Source organism: Stieleria sedimenti (assembly GCF_025060895.1).
In the GTDB taxonomy this organism is placed as follows: domain Bacteria; phylum Planctomycetota; class Planctomycetia; order Pirellulales; family Pirellulaceae; genus Stieleria; species Stieleria sedimenti.
Genome location: NZ_JANZKV010000146.1, coordinates 91,700 through 108,266, shown reverse-complemented (window position 1 = coordinate 108,266; position 16,567 = coordinate 91,700). Strand labels below are relative to the sequence as shown.

The window sequence follows — 16,567 nt, the reverse complement described above, 5'->3', positions numbered from 1 at the left end:
TAGGTTTCGTCGAGGTGTCGCCGCAACCCCATCAGGGCGAAAAAGTTGCCGGGCGAAAATTGCCGGCGGTGGCGGTAAGGTCGGCGAACTCGTTGCGCGGCGGATTCGAGCGGACTTACGAGGTCACGCAATTCTTTCCGCGCGCTTTGGCTCGATAGAGTGCCGCATCGGCGGCGGTGACCAGCGATAGCGTATCGGTAGCCGTCAGATGAAAACAGGACACGCCAATACTGATCGTGGGCCGCAGTGCGACACCGTTCTTTTCAAATCCCGCCGATTCGACCGCAACGCGAATCTGTTCTCCGATCCCAAGGGCGGCCTCCAGGTCATGGCCGGGCAGGAAGGCGCTAAATTCATCGCCGCCGAACCGACACGCTTGTCCCCGAGATCCCAGCACGTTTGCAATCAGCCGCCCGGTTTCACCAATGACGTGCGCGCCGTAAAGATGCCCATAGGTGTCGTTGATTTGCTTGACGCCATCCATGTCCATCATCAAAACGGCCAGCGGTACGCCGCGGCGTTGCGAACTCTGTAGCGAAAACTCCAACGCTTCGTCGAAGCGTCGTTTCGAGGGTAGATCGGTCAGCGGATCCCTGCCGACGAGGGTTGCGACTTCGCTGTGAAAATCGATGTCCAGCTCGTCGGCCAGTGAAAAACGTATCACCGTTTCCCCGACGAAGATCTTGTCACCATCCCGCAACGTCCTGCGACCGATCAGCGGCATGGAGTCGACGCGTGTTCCATTGGTCGAATTCAAGTCTTCCAAGACAAACTCGCCGTCGCCACTGGGCGTAATGGCCGCGTGATATCCGGACACCTTTAGATCGTGCAACGGAAACGTGCACGTCGGATTACGGCCGATCACGGTTCGATCTTCCAAAAATGCGTTGACACCGATGTCGGCGCGGCTGCGAATCACATTCAAAAACGCTCGTTTGGGGGCTTGGCGATCCGCAGGCGTGACCCCTTCATCGACGCGGAGGGTCCCCGCTTCAAACGTTTGTGTGTCCGAATACTTGGCAGACGGTTCGGGGGATTGGAGACTCATATCAAATCGAATGCTTGCAATGGAACGTACGTGGCGCAACGGACTCTCCAGGTGTATCAAGTTTGGCGCGTCCGCGTCACCAGCGATTTCGCGTTGCCCTTCATCCCGGGTGCCCCCGTCCATCTGGCCCCCCCTCCGTTTGCCCCCACCGCAGCCTGTCCGGCCGTACCGCCAACGTATCAACGTTGTGTCCCCGCAGTGGCACCGAATCCCGCGGCAGCTTGCGACGTCTTCGTCTGCTGTTCCAAGTACCGCATCACGGTGTCGGTGATGTTGATGGCGGGGTCGTGAAAGACGATGTTCCTCATGACGTCACGCATCACCGAATCGCGTTTCTGCGAATCGACGTCTTCACCATTGATACGCAACACCACGTTGATGTTGTTGTGGACAGCAACGGCCTTCACCGCCGCATTCAGGCTCTGATAGTTGTCGTAGTAGATCTTCGCCTCGGCCTCACTCATCTCGTTGTGGCGGCGTCGCATGTCCAACCGCAGCTTCGAATCCAGATCCGCAACGAGTTCTTCTTGTCGGTTGTATTCCGCCGTTCCGGGCGTCATCGATTTCAGACGGATCGCAGCCTGGTTCAATGCATCCCTCTTCTGCTTCAACTCGGCTTCGTGTTGTTGCAGTTCGGCTTTGACCTTGCTGATTTGTGCTTGAATCGCCGGAAGATTTTTAAACACATATCCGACATCGATCACCGCAAAGCGGTGACCGGGTTGATCCAATGGCGGGACTTGCTGTGCGGAAACCGCTTGCTGGGCCGAAACCGGCGACATCGCCACGGCACAAACGGCGAACAGGGCGCACGCGAGGGCGGTGTTGCCGAACGCGTGCACCGTTGCAATCCGTTGCCCTGAACATCGTTGCCCTGAACATCGTGCGACTTCCATTGAACCACCGGGCGGGATGTGAGATTGAAACATGGTCGAATTCCTCCTGAATTCTGATTGCGGGTCATCCTGACTCTTCCAAGGCCGTTCGCGTTGATCGTCCCAAGGGGTCGTCCAACGGCGGGCTGCAACCAGGAAAGCAACCGGCATGCCAAAAGGCCGCGACGCATCGTCTCTTTCCGCCGACACGATCAGTGGCGGAAATGCAGGACGGCGTGCGTGGAAAGAAAAACGGGATTTTCGATCGGGCAAGTCGGTCGAAGGCAACCGGAATCGCCGGCAAGCACACCCAAATTTTCAAACGACTGTAAATTTTTCACTTTCGACGTCCGCCCCTCCGTCACAACGAATCCCGCTGCTCGAACAGCCGCTTGGGCGCGATGAAGCAGGGACCAGAAACTTCGCCGAGCGAGAATCAGGATCGTGAACGCATTCGCGTTCGCGTTCGGCGATTTCAGCGGTGCGACAATTGCCGAGTGACGAAGTTTGCATGGAGCACTGCTATTTTTTCTTCGCCACCACGGGTTCTGCCGGCCCGTAGACCTCGCACTGCGCCACCTTCCGACGGTAGAAGTCATCGGTCAGCAGCCACTCGTCAAACAGTAGGTTGAGCTGCCTCAATCGCCCCGCCACTTGGTTCTTGGAGAACTGCGGCGGCTCACTCGGCAGATCCGTCCGTTCCAGCTTGGGCGGCCGGACGCGTGTGGGCGGCCGTCCCGAGGCGGCGTTGATCACCAGGGCCTTCAAATCTTGGGCGGGAACGAGATGACGCCACAGGAACGCCTGCATGCGATCCTCCGCCGGGACCGCCGGATGTGCGACCGTGCGATTGAGCATCTTCGCGCGGCCGACGATCGTCAGGTCCACCGGTTGATCGATGACGTTCCGATTGCTTCTGACATAAAGTTTGGCTTCGTTCTGATGGGCTTTCAGCGTTGCCGGTGCCGAGCTGAAACCGGCCGGTAGATCTTCGACAGTCAGGTTGATCGGACCTTCGAATCCATCCCGGCGGATCGCGTAAACGGTGACCGCGGCGGCCGACTTGCCGCGCAGGTTGATGCTCGACGGGACCGCGCGGAGGGCGAAGTCGGGGCGTGGACGGCTGATGCGAAGGCGATAGGCATGATCCGGTCCGCCGTCGCGCGCCGTGTCGCCCAAATGCACGAAATAATCTCCATCCTCGGGCAAGGTGATCGCCACATAGGCATCGGCGTGGTGCGTGTTCAAACCGGCAGCGGCGTCCATGTGATCGTCGTTGAGGGCCAGCGGCTTGCCGCTCGAATCGGTGACTTTCAACATCGAATCCAACGCCGAATCGAGTCTGCGGGCATGGACCTCCGCCACGATTCGATCGCCGGCGGCGGCGCTGATCCTGAAAACGTCCCAGTCATCCGGTCGATCGATACGCCCGTTGAGGATGATCGGAAGCTTGACCGGCTGCGCATCGGCCGGGCGATTGTTGGGTTCGCGATCGAAAACTTCTGGCAGCGAGTCGACAGCCAGTGGAAAGGTGTTGCTGGCAAGGCCGTCGACATCGGCAACGGCTTGATAAACCCCCGGGGCGGCGTTGGGCGGAGGCGGGGAGAGTTGGGCATGATCCAGATTCCGCCCGAATAGTTCGAACCCCGGTGATTGCCCGACACGGCGTCCGAGCGGAAAGACGCTGGTGACAAAGGGCAACTGACCGATCGAGATGCGATAGACGAAATCTTCGCGACCACGGTACAGGGCGTCGGTGATCGTCAACACGTACTCACCGTCCCGGGGCACATCCAGAAACAGCGTCGGATCCGGCTTGAATCGGTAGTCGTCGTTGAACGCCAGTTCTTGTCCGCCGGAGTCATCAACTGCCATCACGGGCTGAAACCAGCCTGGAACAGCGTCGGCAATGAAGGGAACCAATGCCCGCGCCTGGGCGGAAATCACGAGTCGTTGACCGGCACGGGCCTCAAAGCGATAGCGGTTGACTTCACCCGATGCGATCTGGCCATTGACGGTGCAGGGCAATTTGATCCTCGACTCGACTTCCTCCGCCGGTCGCTTTCGTTGCGCGAGAGCTTCTTTGCCGAGCACCTGGAACGGACTCGTCAGCATGGGTTTGCGAGAGTACTCGGGCAGTTGCCCGACGTGAAAGACCATCGGATTGGTCATCCCGCGCGCGCCGATCAAGCGGATTTCCCTGGCCCCAGGTTCGGCGTCACCGTCGATCGCGATCTTGACCAACGCGATGCTAGAAATCGCTTCACAGGCCGGCCGGTTGACCCATTCGCCGATACGCTTTTCGAGCCTGACGATGAACTGCTCGGTCGCTTCGTCCACCTCCTGTTCGGCTTTCTTCTGCTGAGCGACTTCGCGCCGCAGTTCCCTGAGCTGCTCCCTGAGCAACGTCACTTCCTGGTTGCTCAGCTTGCGATAAAACTGGGTGACTTCGGCGGACACGCCCTCACCACTGACCAGCGCGGCGTGCGCGCCGTCGATCCGTTGTCCGCCCACTCTGACTTCGACCGTGGTGCCCTGTTGACCGCCGGCGGGATAGACGAATCCGATGTACGGTGCCGATTGGCCTGATGCCCGCTGAGCCGCCGCCCAGGGAGCCGTTGCCCAGGGAGCCGCGACCAGAACGAGGGTCAGTCCCAAGATCGGAATCCAAGTCGACTTGTCCATGGTGCGTTCCTTGTCCAGTTGAAGGCTCTTTCGCGAGTCGACAGGCTGGCAGCCTATCCCACTCATTTTCCGATCGTTGTTTACATGATTTCGGTTAAACGTCCGGCGGATGGTGCGTCTTCGGACTCGGTGGGCAGCACGTGGGCTTCCAGGCCGAGCGGATGAGGCAATTCGGCATTCGCGTCGATACCGGCCAATTGATAGATGCTGCCCAGCAAATCCGCCGGATAGACGGGACGATCAGCGACCTCCTCTGCTTTGTCATCAGATGATCCGACGACATGGCCGCCGCTGAATCCGCCGCCGGCCAGCAGGGCACTGAAGACTTTGCCGTAGTGGTTGCGGCCGCCATTCCAAGGCGGCTGCCAATCAACCTTCGGGCCGCGACCGAACTCGCCACAGCACCAGACAACGGTGCTGTCGAGCAATCCGCGATCGTGCAAATCTTGCAGCAGCATGGCCAGGCCTTGGTCCAGTTCCGGGCATTGTCGGCGCATCGTCGCAAAGTGATTCTTGTGTGTATCCCAGCCGCCGGGATAGTTGATCACGACGTAGGGAACGCCTGATTCGACCAACCGCCGCGCGACCAGGCAGTCCTGGCCAAACGTGTGGCGACCGTAGCGATCTCGCAGTGCCGGTTTCTCCTTGCTTAGATCGAACACCTCCTTGCCTTGCCCCAGGATCAACTCATACGCCTGTGCCTTGGCTTCCTCCGCGGCCGCCAACTGAGGATGCCCGTCCATCAGCCGGCCCATCGTGTTGATCTTGTCCAAAAAGTCGCGACGCGCCGATTGACGTTGGTCCGTGATGCCGCGAGCCACGATGCCTTCCACTTCGAAACGGGCTGCCGCCGGGTCGCCACCGGTCGCAAAGGGCTTGTATTTCGGCCCCAGGAATCCTTCTTCGGAAAACCGGCCCTGAGGTTTCGTCAACACGACGTAGGGCGGGATCATTCCCGTGTAGTCCTGACCCTTGAACAGCGAAAACACGGCACCGATGCTCGGATAGGCAAGCCGTTCGCCGGCGCTGTGGCCGGTCTGCATCAGGTAGGCCGCGGTTTCATGGCCGTTGATGCCGTGCGTCATGCTGCGGATCAGCGAATACTTGTCGGCCTGCTTGGCCAGTTCGGGAAACAATCCGCCGATCTGCATCCCAACGACGTTGGTCGACAGCACATCCCCAAACTCTCCCATGTACTCGCGTCCCATCTCGGGTTTCGGGTCCCAGGTATCGTTGTGAGACATCCCCCCCCACAAGAACACCTGGATGACGGACTTCGCGCTCGCCGACTTCGCGCCGAACCGCGGCGTGGTGTTGGCCGGCTTGGCGGAGACGAATTGGGATCCGAGTTGATGGGCCGCCAGCACGCCCGCGGCACCGCAAACGCCGCGTTGCAATGAGTCACGCCTGGAAATCCGCGTCGCGGTGGCAGATGGATGGTTCGTGTTCATGGTGATCGCTGTCCAACGAGTTTTAGTGTCGATAAAGGAATTCCGGGCTATTGATCAACGCCCATGCAAGATCGATCGCTGCCTCGTTCCTTTTTAGAGGGGTGGATCCGACGTACGATGCCACCGCCTTCAACTCCGCGTCGGTCGGCCGGCGTGAAAGAATCGTCAAATAGAGACGCTCGGCGATTACGGTGGGATTGCGACTGGACACCAGCACTGCTTTGAGCGCCGGGCCACGTTCCAATTTGGTTTGGAGATGCCCGGAATTGAGCATGTGCAGCCATTGGGAAGCCACCGGTCGATTGTTGCGTTCGTTCTCCATTCCCGTGGCCCGCGCGGAACGTCCGAACAAGGCCAAGAAGGGGCTGGTGATGCTGCCATCGGCCAGCGCAATGGCAGGTTGGTCTTTCGGAATGTAAGTAAACGGTTCCGGAATCGGACTGGTGTATAAGTCGACCGTTCCGGTGATCTGGTTCACCGCATCGATCAGCACCTCCGCATCAAGTCGACGCAGCGGATATCTGGCCCAGGGAGCCTCCGATTGATCTGCAAGCGGCAGCGACGACATTTGATACGTCGCGGAATTCAGAATCAGTCGGTACAACTGTTTCAAATCGTAGTCACTGGCGATCAAAGCCTGCTCCAGGAAGGCCATCAGTTCAGGGTTGTTCGGCGGGTTGTCCTCTCGAATGTCGTCTGGCTCGTGGACAATCCCGCGGCCCATCAGCCAAGCCCAAACGCGGTTGGCGATGCTTCGCGTGAACCACGGATTTTCCGCCGTGATCAACCAATCGGCAAACACTTCACGTGGGTCTCGATCTGGTCTCAACGATGCTTTCGTGCCGTCGGGAAAGACCGCCGCGGACCGTTTGTAGGTCTTCGCCGGTTTCGCGATTGATTCACGGGCGTCGTCGGTTCCTTGGCTCGATGGCAGCGATGTGACGACGGCAGCCTGGCCGGGCGCCGCGCTGTCCGGCAAAGTGCTTGCATCGAGCGGGTCCCAAAAAACGACTTCCTCCTTCCACTCGGCGGTGGGCTTGTAACCGACCTGCGAGAAGAAGACGGCCATGCCGGTCAATCGTTCTTCAGGCCACGATTCGGTACGCGTGCCCATGAAGGTCAACGCGACGCTGCTGGCGATGCCCTCGGGAGTTTTGTTCTGCATGGCGCGATAAAAGTTGACCGGACCGACTCGAAAATTGCTTCCGCTACTGGTCAGCATCTCGCGGGCAAATTGATCGTAACGTTTGTTCTCCACAATCGATGCCCGCACCCAACGGTGATACGCTTGGGCCGCATTGGGCCACAAATTGATGGGAAACTCCGCCTTGATCCGCAACACGTCGCCCCATTTCATCGACCAGTAGTCGGCGAATTCGGGTCGGTCTAACAGGCGGTCAATGAGCGCCGCGCGTTTGTTTTTGACGTCTGGATCTTCGATGAACTGGAGAGCTTCATCGGCGGTCGGCAGCGTACCGATGACGTCCAAGTACGCCCGGCGGACGAACACCGCGTCGGAGCAGGTGACTGGCTGAATGCCCAACGCCGACAGCTCGGCAAAAACGATCCTGTCGATCTCGCCATTCGACGTTGCCGGATCAGCACGCTCATAAAGGTTCGCCGCGCGATCATCTGCAATCGCGACTCCGCGCCAGACCAACGTCAAACACAGAATGAACCAGAGGAATGATCGTTCTAACATCGCGCATGACTCCTTCTTGCGGCAGGCCGCAATCCAAGGTGCACGAGAAACTCAGGCGTGTCGCCACCATCGGTTGGGAAGAGTTGACAGAGGGACTGGACACTGCAAACTCATCGCGATACCGCGTTGCGGCATGTCAGGGTACTCGTTATCGGCGGGGGACCAGGGGTGGGTGTGCGTTTGGTCCAAAGTTTCCCCAGGGTGATTGAATGCCGCAAATGCCGTTCCAACTCACCACCTCAGCCGATCCACTAAACTAACCCCATCACGTCTCGGAGGCTTCGCGGAATCGTTTACGATGGATCTTTCACATCTTCGACAGGACTATGCGCTCGAATCACTCGACATCGATCGTGTCGATCCGTGTCCCTTCGTGCAATTCGAGCGGTGGTACCATCAAGCCTCGACGGCGGAATTGCTGGAACCCAACGCGATGATTTTGGCCACGGTCGCCCCGAACGGCCAGCCGACCCAGCGAACGGTGCTGCTGAAGTACTTCGATGCGGGCGGTTTTGTCTTCTTTACGAATTATGGAAGTCGCAAGGCGCGACATATCGCACTCAACTCCCGCGTCTCGATCCTGTTTCAGTGGCTGCCATTGCAACGACAGGTCGAAATCGGGGGCACAGCCGAGCGGGTCAGTACCGCCGAGTCGCTGAAATATTTCCTGACGCGACCGCGGGGCAGTCGACTCGGCGCCTGGGTCTCCCACCAAAGCGAGATCGTATCGTCGAGATCAATGCTGGAAGCCAAGATGCAGGAAATGAAGCAGCGATTCGCGTCCAAAGAAGTGCCGCTGCCCAGTTTCTGGGGAGGCTACCGAGTGAAACCGACCCGTTTCGAATTCTGGCAGGGGCGTCCCAACCGACTGCACGATCGGATCTGTTACGAACGCGACGAACACGAAGCCTGGGAACGCAAACGCCTTGCACCCTAAAAAAGGTGTCCGACACCTTTTTGGCAACCTGGGTAATCTTTGAACCTAAAAAAGGTGTCCGACACCTTTTTGGCAACTTGGGTAATCTTTGGAGTCGGGCCTTGAGGCGATTCGCTGTCGCGGCGGGGCAGCGAGTGTGGGCGGCTGAAGCCTGCACACCAACACGTGTGCCCGTGCCATTGGCCTCTGCCACCCATCATGCTGTCTTCCCACTTCAGATCGCCTCCTGTTGGTTGCTTGCATCGCCGAGCCCCCGCAGGCTCCGCAGCCGCTCTACCAGCTCCGCCATTCCTTCGCCGGTCTTGGCCGAGACGTCGAAGGTTTCGATTCCCGGCCGGACGGATTGCAGACTTCGCTTTGCCTCGGCGGCATCGAATTCGACCGCCGTCGCCAGATCCATTTTGGTGATCACGGCCACGTCCGCGGTGTTGAAGATGGTGGGATATTTGAGCGGTTTATCTTCGCCTTCGGTCACCGAGAACAGGACCAGACGCAACGCCTCACCGAGGTCCCAGGTGGCCGGACAGACCAGATTGCCGACGTTTTCGATAAACAGAAAGTCGAGTTCGTCGGTGTTCCACCCCTGCAGTGCGTCGGCGACCATGTCCGCTTCCAAATGACACACCGTTCCGGTCGTGATCTGCTTCGTTGGGACCTCGGCCCGGGCTAAGCGTCGGGCATCGTTGTCGGTGGCCAGATCGCCGACGAGCGCGGCAACTCGGTAGTTCTCGCGCAATCGGAGCAACAAGTCCTCCAACAGCGCCGTTTTGCCCGCGCCGGGGCTGGACACCAAGCTGACAACCGTCACGCCGTCTTGCCGGAACCGCTCCCGCAGCTCCCTTGCCAGCACGTCATTTTGTTTCAAGATCTTCGTGCGGACTTCGACAAGGCGGGTTGGAGCATTCATGCATTGATTTCCGGATCAGCGATTTCCAGCGCAGTGATTTCCAGCGCAGTGATTTCCATTTCTCGCCCCCCCACCACATGGTTGGAGGGCGTTCGGCAGACCGAACAGACGAGTTCCTGGATCGACTCGACCGGTTGTTCGGCCTGACAGTGTTTACAGTAGATCACGATCGGCATGTCTTCCACCACCAGTCGAGCTTCGGGCAAGGCCGAGTGCTCGCGGGCCAGATCGAATGCCGACAGCAAGGCGGACTTCACGATCCCCGAGAGCGGGCCGAGTTTGATATGAACGGCTTCGACGCAACCGATGCTCCGACGTTCGGCTTCTTCGGCCGCGACGTCCAAGATGTTCAATGCGATGGAGAGCTCATGCATCAGCGGTCACCTTCTGCGACTCGATCAACCGCAGCGTCTCGGCGACCATTTCCGCGACAGCGGATTCTGCTTCGGGGGTCAAACAGTGATCGCTCAACTCGAACGTCCGGCCTCGAAAGGTGATCGCGAACGCTTTTGGAACGTAACCATACAAACGACGCGTGAGGCTCAACAGCGTGCCGAGGCTCAACTGGTGCCCGAGTGCCTCGGCGGCGTTGGTTTCATGCAGCCGTCGGACGAGGACCCGATCGGCAGGCCCTTCGATGGACGCGTCCAGGAAAATGGCGCATCCAGCTTCAATGAGTTCCAAAGCCAGATCCGGTGTCGGCTCGCACCGGTTGATGACGCGGACCGATTGCGGATCAACGGCCTGCCGCACCCGTTCGGCGGCGATGGGCCCGAGCGCATCATCACCGCGTAGGGTGTTTCCGAGACCGATGACGAGCGCCGCGAGTTTCATGGGATGTGGGATTGGCTTCCAACCTGTCGATGTTTCTTGTTAGCGGCAGGGCGCGAGCCCTCCGGTCTTTCACGCGCCGCGGGCGGCGTCACCGGACGGCTCGCGCCGTTCCGCTAACACCTTCAGCGTCTGATTCGCCGATTGTCACGCACAGCGTGAGCTACAACGAAACCTCCCGCAGCAACTGATCGAGGACCTTCCCGCGTGAGTCTTGCAACTCGATTCGCAGCGGCATTTGGCCGAAGGCGTGCGAGGCACAACTCAAGCACGGGTCGTAGCACCGGATCACCGCTTCGACTCGATTGAGCATCCCTTCCTGCATGTTGTTGCCATCGACGAAGTGTTCGGCCGCCTGTTTGATGCCTCGATTCATCGCCAGGTTGTTGTGGCCCGTTGCGATGATCAGGTTGGCCCACGTGATCAGACCGTCGTCGTCGATCTTGTAGTGGTGAATCAACGTTCCACGAGGTGCTTCGGCAACCCCGATGCCCTCGTCGCTGTTGCCACGTGCACGGGCGCGAACCCGCGTGTCCAGGATGTGGGGATTGTCCAGCAGTTCCTTCATCCGCTCGAGCGCAAAGATGATTTCGACGAGTCGGGCGAAGTGAAAGTGAAAGCTGCTGCTGACCGGACGACCGTGCTGCAGGGCGCGAAATTCGTCCAGCGCCGCGTCGGCGAGTTTGGTCCCGCAGAAATCACAGTTATTCAATCGCGCCAACGGTCCGACACGGTAGATCCCCTCGGGGTAGCCTGCCGGCAGGTAATACGGAAACTTCATGTACGAATAGGGTTCGACCGCTTCACCGATGACGCGTTCGTATTCCTCCAACGGAACCATGTCTTCGACGATCGCGCCGCTGTCGTCTTTGATTCGGAAGAAACCGTCGTAGTGTTCCAGTCCACCGTTCGGTTTGATCAGGCTCAGGTACAGCGTCGGAAAGTTACCGAAGTGTTCGATTTCCTCGGAAAATTTTCCGATCAAGCCTTTGAAGGATTCGAAGGTGCGTTGGGCGATCTCCAGGCCTTCGGGAAGCATCGCCAACATTTCGGCACGCTTCTCTTCGGTGATCGGCGCGCTGACGCCACCGGGGACCATCCAGCCGGGGTGAATTTTCTTGCCGCCCAGAATTTCAATAATCGTCTGACCAATTTGCCGCAATCGGATTCCGTCTTTGGCCAATTGGGGATCGACGGCCAACAGGCCAAAGATGTTTCGCGACTTCGGATTCGAATCCATGCCCAACAGCAGGTCGGCCGAGGAAAGATGAAAGAACGAGAGCGCGTGGGATTGCATCAATTGAGCCAGGTTCATCAACCGTCGCAAATTGGCCCCGGTCGGCGGGATCGTCACGCTCAACAGGTGGTCGCAGGCTTTGGACGAAGCGACCAGGTGGCTGACCGGACAAATGCCGCAGGTCCGGGCGGTCAACGCGGGCATTTCGGGGAACGGCCGCCCCTCGCAAAACTTTTCAAAGCCGCGGAACTGGGTCAGATGAAATTTCGCATCCTCCACGTTGCCGTCATCGTCCAGGTGCAGCGTGATGTGCGCATGACCTTCGATGCGAGAAACGGGATCGATTTTGATCGTACGTCCCATGGCGGACTTCAGGCTCCGAAGCGGGTGAGTTGGGTGGGATCCGGCGTGCGGCCGGCGATCAGTTCGGTCAACACGTACCAGATGGTGTCCGCCGACGGAGGGCAACCCTGGACAAACAAGTCGACGTTCACGACATGATGAATCGGCACGACGGTCCGCAGCAGCGTCGGTAAACTTTCGGTGGGCCGGCCGGGTTGCGTCTGAACGGTTTCGACGAAGGCGCGATCGAAAACGTCATCCAAATCGAACGTGTTTCGCATCGACGGCACGTTGCCGCTGACGGCGCAATCGCCCAGGCTGATGAGAAACTTGCAACGCTCGCGGAATCTCCTGGCTACCTGCAAATTCTCTTCGGTGCTGACCGCGCCTTCCAGAATCCCGACATCGACGTCGCGGGGCAATTCTTTGGTGTCGACGATCGGGCTGTAAACGATGTCGACCTTCTCGGCCAGCTCGATCAGCCGTTGATCGAGATCCAGGAACGACATGTGGCAGCCCGAGCAGCCGTCCAGCCACGCGGTCGCCAACGTGATTTTGGCTGAATCGCTCATCGGTTGCCCCGCATCTGCGCCAGGTAAGGCAAGAATTCGTCGTGTTTTTCCATTTCTCCGGCCGCCGTTCCCTTCTTGACCAACGCCCCGGTCGGACAGACCTGAACGCACTTTCCACACGAAGTGCACGAGCTGCTATCACCCCAGGGCTGGTTCATATCGGTGATCACCTGGCATTCGATGCCGCGGCCCATCACGTCCCACGTGTGGGCGCCTTCGATTTCGTCACAGACACGCACACAGCGGGTGCACAGCACGCAACGGTTGTGGTCAACACGATACATTTCATGCGTCGAATCGACCGCGTAGGGCTGATTGCGATAGGGAACGCGGACGTGATCCATGCCGCACTCGGCCGCCAGATCTTGCAGTTCGCAATGGCCGTTAGAAACGCAGACCGAACAAACGTGGTTGCGTTCGGCGAACAGCAATTCCAGGATCGTGCGTCGGTAGCGTTTCAGCCGGTCGCTATGGGTCGTGATCACCATGCCTTCGCTGACCGTCGTCGAGCATGCCGAAACCGGCCTGGGGTAGCCTTCGATTTCGACGACACACAACCGACAGGCGCCCCACGTGCTGAGTCCTTCCAGGAAACACAACGAGGGAATGCGAATGTGATTCGCCTGAGCGACGTCGAGAATGGAGTCCGTTTCGCGGGCACCGATGTCGTGTTCATTGATTTTCAACGTGACGACGCGGACTTTCATGCCGGTCGATGTTGTAACGGGAGGTCCAGGCATTCAATGATCTCCCGTCACGACAGGTAAGGGTGGCAAACGTTCGGACTCGGGACGCAGCTTTTCATCGTACTCGTGCCTGAAGTAGCGTAACGTGCTGAGCACGGGATTTGGTGCGGTCTGCCCGAGTCCACAGAGGCTAGTGGCCTGGACGACGTCGCACAGTTCTTCGAGTAAATCGAGGTCCGCTTGCGTTGCCCGACCTTCGGCGATTTTGTCCAGCAACTCGTGCATCTGAACCGTGCCGGCGCGGCAGGGGACACATTTGCCACACGATTCGGTCATGCAAAATTCCATGAAGTAGCGCGCGACATCGACCATCGACGACGTCTCATCCATCACGATCATCCCGCCCGACCCCATGATCGATCCGGCCGAACGCAGCGTGTCGTATTCGACCGACATGTCGAGGTGTTCTTCGGGAAGACAACCGCCGGAGGGCCCACCGGTTTGCACTGCCTTGAATCGTCGTCCGTCGGGGATACCGCCGCCGATTTGTTCGACAATCTCGCGCAAACGGATCCCCATCGGGACTTCGATCAAGCCGGAATGCGCGATCCGTCCGGCCAAGGCAAAGACCTTCGTCCCGGTCGACGTCTCGGTGCCGATTCCCTTGAACCAGTCTCCGCCGCGGGCCAAGATTGAGGGAATATTGGCGAGCGTTTCGACGTTGTTGATCAACGTCGGACACTCCCACAGCCCCTCCTCGGCCGGATACGGCGGCCTGGGCCGCGGCTGCCCACGAAGGCCCTGGATCGACGCCATCAGCGCGGTTTCTTCGCCACAGACGAATGCGCCGGCTCCCAGACGGATCTCGATTTCGAAATTGAACGTCGTGTCACTGATGCGACGTCCCAACAACCCCTTCTTGGTCGCTTGCTTGATGGCCTTCTTCAGCCGCTCGACGGCCAGCGGGTACTCGGCACGAATGTAGACGTAGGCGTGCTCGGCTCCGATCGCGTACCCGGCCAACGCCATCCCTTCGAGCACCCGATGGGGATCCGATTCCAACACCGCTCGGTCCATGAAGGCGCCGGGGTCGCCTTCGTCGGCATTGCAGATCACAAACTTGTGTGGCTCCGGCGCCATCGCGACCGTGGACCATTTCAGACCCGCCGGATAGCCACCGCCGCCGCGTCCCCGCAATCCACTCTGCTTGACTTCGCGAAGAACGTCCGCCGGAGTCATCTCGGTCACCGCCCGAACCAGCGACGAATAACCACCGGCGGCGATGTAGTCGTCAAGATTTTCCGGATCGATGATTCCCGAATTCTTCAGCACGATGCGTTGCTGGCAGGCAAAGAACGGGATGTCCGTCGGACACCGCAGCCGCTCCAGCGGGGCGCCGTCGAGGCCGGCATACAACTCTTCGGTGTCGTCCGGCTTGACGTCTTTGTACATCACCTCTGTTTTCGACTCGGTCGCGTCGACGCTGACCAAGGGTCCGGCCGAGCAGAGTCCCATGCAACCGACCGGCTTGACGTGAACACCGCCATCGGCGTCCTGTTTGGCATGCTGCCGGAGGCCTTCGAGCACCGCGCCGGCGCCGCTGGACTGGCAACTCGCCGCCATGCAGACGCGGACACAATGACGCTGTGATTTTTCAGCTTCGACCGATTGCTCAGCGATCTCCGCCAGGTCTTCTAAATTCATTCAAACGATCTCCTGTAGCTCGGCGATCAAGCTATCTGGCGTCTGTTCCCCCAACACGTCTCCGTCCAGGACGACGGTCGGAGCCACGCCACAAGAACCGATGCAACGAGCGCTCAACACAGACAACGCATTGTCTTCGGTGGTCTGGCCCGGATTGACCCCGTAACGCGCTTCGATCGCCGACACCAAACCGCGAGACCCTTTGATGTAGCAAGCCGTTCCGGTGCAAATCACACAAGTGTGCTCGCCCTGTGGTTTGAGCGTGAACAGATGGTAGAACGTTGCGACCCCGTAGACCTTGCTCAGCGGCAGCTGCAACGACATCGCGACGTAGCGCAGCGACCGGTCTTCCAGATACCCGAAACAGCTTTGCACGGCGTGCAACGTTTCGATCAAGGCGTGTCCCGCGTAGCCATTGCGACGCATCGTGACATCGATGATCTTCCAACGTTTGTCGTCGTCCGGTGGTGCCACCACGGCGGTTCGTTCGGTTCGCGGACGGTCCATCAACATCGTTTTCGCTCCGTCGGGCGAGGTGCGTTTTGGGGATTCATTCTCAGTGTCGACCTCTCAACACGATGGATGTTTCGATCAAACTCCACACACATGTGCTTTCACCGCGCGGCGGAGGAACAGGAGAACCATGCTTGTGCTGAGCAACTCCTGTTCCCAAGCATTCCCTCGTGAAAGAAAGGGGCATCGACTGCGAAGCGCGCCGATTCGCCCAGTTGCGGCCAACACGGCACGAATCACCGCTGCCCTCTGTGCCACCCCGCACACCCGGAACGCAGGATGGTGGGCCAGCATCCTGCTACGGAACACAGCAGTGACGTGAGAATTTCACGATCTCACCAACCGCCCGAACCAATTCCAGAATGTCGCGGATGTTCGAGCGAGGCGGATTGGGGGCGTTGAAGACGTGGTTGCAGTGTTTGATCGTCCGCACCGTGGAGCCCCAGTCGATCGATCGTGTCACCTGCGCTCACCCTCTTGTCACGCGGAAGCCAGCGTCGTGGGCTCGCCGACCAGTGCGTAGCGCCGCCACGATCCGACGTTCAGCGTGTGAATCGCACGGTCCACCGTGAAACCGAGCGAGACGGGGCGGCGAAGTGGGACACCGTCAACGGCAAACACGAAAAACCGACCGTCCTCTTGGGCCTCCACCGTTCTGATCTGACAGTCGACTCCTTTCTCACGCGCCAGCTTCTCAAGACGGTGGGTGTTCATATCAGAATAAGCACGCATGACTCACCTCACTCACTCTAGGGGGCAGAGCTATCGAGCGAGACTGATCGCACGCAAATGGTGTTCCCTCGTCGCTCTGCCCGGGCGGTGGCGATGCGGAATGGGGGAAATTTCTTTTTCAAAATTCGGTTAAGGCCTTCTCTCCGGAATCTCGCAGGAGTGGGTGTAGCCCCGATTTGCGATCATGCCATCGTGACCGGCGACCAACCGCCCTGCGACTTCCCCCACTTCACAACAACCTCACGCGATCACCCACCACGATTGCGGGATCAAGCAAAAACAGGCGGTAACTGGGGACCGATCCGACAAACCGGTCTCACCGTGGTGGGAGGCATACCACTAGAC

General features: G+C 59.3%; 16 protein-coding genes. 1 reads left to right on the top strand and 15 read right to left on the bottom strand.

From position 1 onward, the window contains the following. Positions 1 to 115: 115 nt before the first annotated feature. From NZK35_RS18550 to NZK35_RS18530, 5 genes are all read right to left on the bottom strand, one after another. A complete protein-coding gene (locus NZK35_RS18550) occupies positions 116 to 1,048 on the bottom strand; it encodes a GGDEF domain-containing protein (RefSeq protein WP_259634028.1) in 933 nt (310 codons plus the stop codon). Between the two features lie 179 nt (positions 1,049 to 1,227). After that, positions 1,228 to 1,977 carry an OmpH family outer membrane protein gene (locus tag NZK35_RS18545; RefSeq protein ID WP_259634027.1) on the bottom strand — a complete coding sequence of 250 codons (750 nt, stop codon included), beginning with the start codon at positions 1,975 to 1,977 and terminating at the stop codon, positions 1,228 to 1,230. A 468-nt stretch (positions 1,978 to 2,445) separates the two neighbouring features. Then, positions 2,446 to 4,608, bottom strand: coding sequence for a PPC domain-containing protein (locus tag NZK35_RS18540; protein ID WP_259634026.1), 2,163 nt, complete (start codon positions 4,606 to 4,608; stop codon positions 2,446 to 2,448). 80 nt (positions 4,609 to 4,688) lie between these two features. Then, complete coding sequence (locus tag NZK35_RS18535) at positions 4,689 to 6,059, bottom strand: DUF1501 domain-containing protein (RefSeq protein ID WP_259634025.1); 1,371 nt, start codon at positions 6,057 to 6,059, stop codon at positions 4,689 to 4,691. A 22-nt stretch (positions 6,060 to 6,081) separates the two neighbouring features. Continuing rightward, a complete protein-coding gene (locus tag NZK35_RS18530) occupies positions 6,082 to 7,761 on the bottom strand; it encodes a DUF1549 and DUF1553 domain-containing protein (protein ID WP_259634024.1) in 1,680 nt (559 codons plus the stop codon). Between the two features lie 298 nt (positions 7,762 to 8,059). Here NZK35_RS18530 and pdxH point away from each other — a divergent pair, with 298 nt between their 5' ends. After that, a complete protein-coding gene (pdxH, locus tag NZK35_RS18525; protein ID WP_259634023.1) occupies positions 8,060 to 8,698 on the top strand; it encodes a pyridoxamine 5'-phosphate oxidase in 639 nt (212 codons plus the stop codon). Between the two features lie 214 nt (positions 8,699 to 8,912). On the opposite strand, the gene hypB is transcribed toward pdxH, so the two are convergent. From hypB to NZK35_RS18475, 10 genes are all read right to left on the bottom strand, one after another. Continuing rightward, a complete protein-coding gene (gene hypB, locus NZK35_RS18520; RefSeq protein ID WP_259634022.1) occupies positions 8,913 to 9,605 on the bottom strand; it encodes a hydrogenase nickel incorporation protein HypB in 693 nt (230 codons plus the stop codon). Then, the gene (locus NZK35_RS18515; protein WP_259634021.1) at positions 9,602 to 9,979 is read right to left on the bottom strand and encodes a hydrogenase maturation nickel metallochaperone HypA/HybF; all 378 of its coding nucleotides are present in this window, start codon (positions 9,977 to 9,979) and stop codon (positions 9,602 to 9,604) included. Before NZK35_RS18515 ends, hypB begins: the two co-directional genes overlap by 4 nt. Then, positions 9,972 to 10,439 (bottom strand): hydrogenase maturation protease, encoded by a 468-nt coding sequence (locus NZK35_RS18510; RefSeq protein WP_259634020.1) that lies wholly within the window; start codon positions 10,437 to 10,439, stop codon positions 9,972 to 9,974. The genes NZK35_RS18515 and NZK35_RS18510 overlap by 8 nt, the downstream gene beginning before the upstream one ends. Positions 10,440 to 10,599: 160 nt before the next feature. Beyond that, a complete protein-coding gene (locus tag NZK35_RS18505; RefSeq protein WP_259634019.1) occupies positions 10,600 to 12,036 on the bottom strand; it encodes a Ni/Fe hydrogenase subunit alpha in 1,437 nt (478 codons plus the stop codon). Between the two features lie 8 nt (positions 12,037 to 12,044). Beyond that, the gene (locus NZK35_RS18500) at positions 12,045 to 12,587 is read right to left on the bottom strand and encodes an NADH-quinone oxidoreductase subunit B family protein (RefSeq protein WP_259634018.1); all 543 of its coding nucleotides are present in this window, start codon (positions 12,585 to 12,587) and stop codon (positions 12,045 to 12,047) included. Beyond that, entirely contained in the window at positions 12,584 to 13,327 is a 744-nt protein-coding gene (hoxU, locus tag NZK35_RS18495) for a bidirectional hydrogenase complex protein HoxU (RefSeq protein ID WP_259634017.1), read from the bottom strand. Before hoxU ends, NZK35_RS18500 begins: the two co-directional genes overlap by 4 nt. Next, positions 13,328 to 14,977, bottom strand: coding sequence for an NADH-quinone oxidoreductase subunit NuoF (gene nuoF / locus NZK35_RS18490; protein WP_259634016.1), 1,650 nt, complete (start codon positions 14,975 to 14,977; stop codon positions 13,328 to 13,330). After that, positions 14,978 to 15,490, bottom strand: a complete 513-nt coding sequence (gene hoxE / locus NZK35_RS18485) for a bidirectional hydrogenase complex protein HoxE (RefSeq protein ID WP_259634015.1) — start codon at positions 15,488 to 15,490, stop codon at positions 14,978 to 14,980. It abuts the gene before it with no gap. A 298-nt stretch (positions 15,491 to 15,788) separates the two neighbouring features. Then, positions 15,789 to 15,953: a hypothetical protein gene (locus NZK35_RS18480; protein WP_259634014.1), complete on the bottom strand. Its 165-nt coding sequence runs from the start codon at positions 15,951 to 15,953 to the stop codon at positions 15,789 to 15,791. 17 nt (positions 15,954 to 15,970) lie between these two features. Next, positions 15,971 to 16,222, bottom strand: a complete 252-nt coding sequence (locus tag NZK35_RS18475) for a hypothetical protein (protein ID WP_145219140.1) — start codon at positions 16,220 to 16,222, stop codon at positions 15,971 to 15,973. Between the last annotated feature and the right edge of the window lie 345 nt (positions 16,223 to 16,567).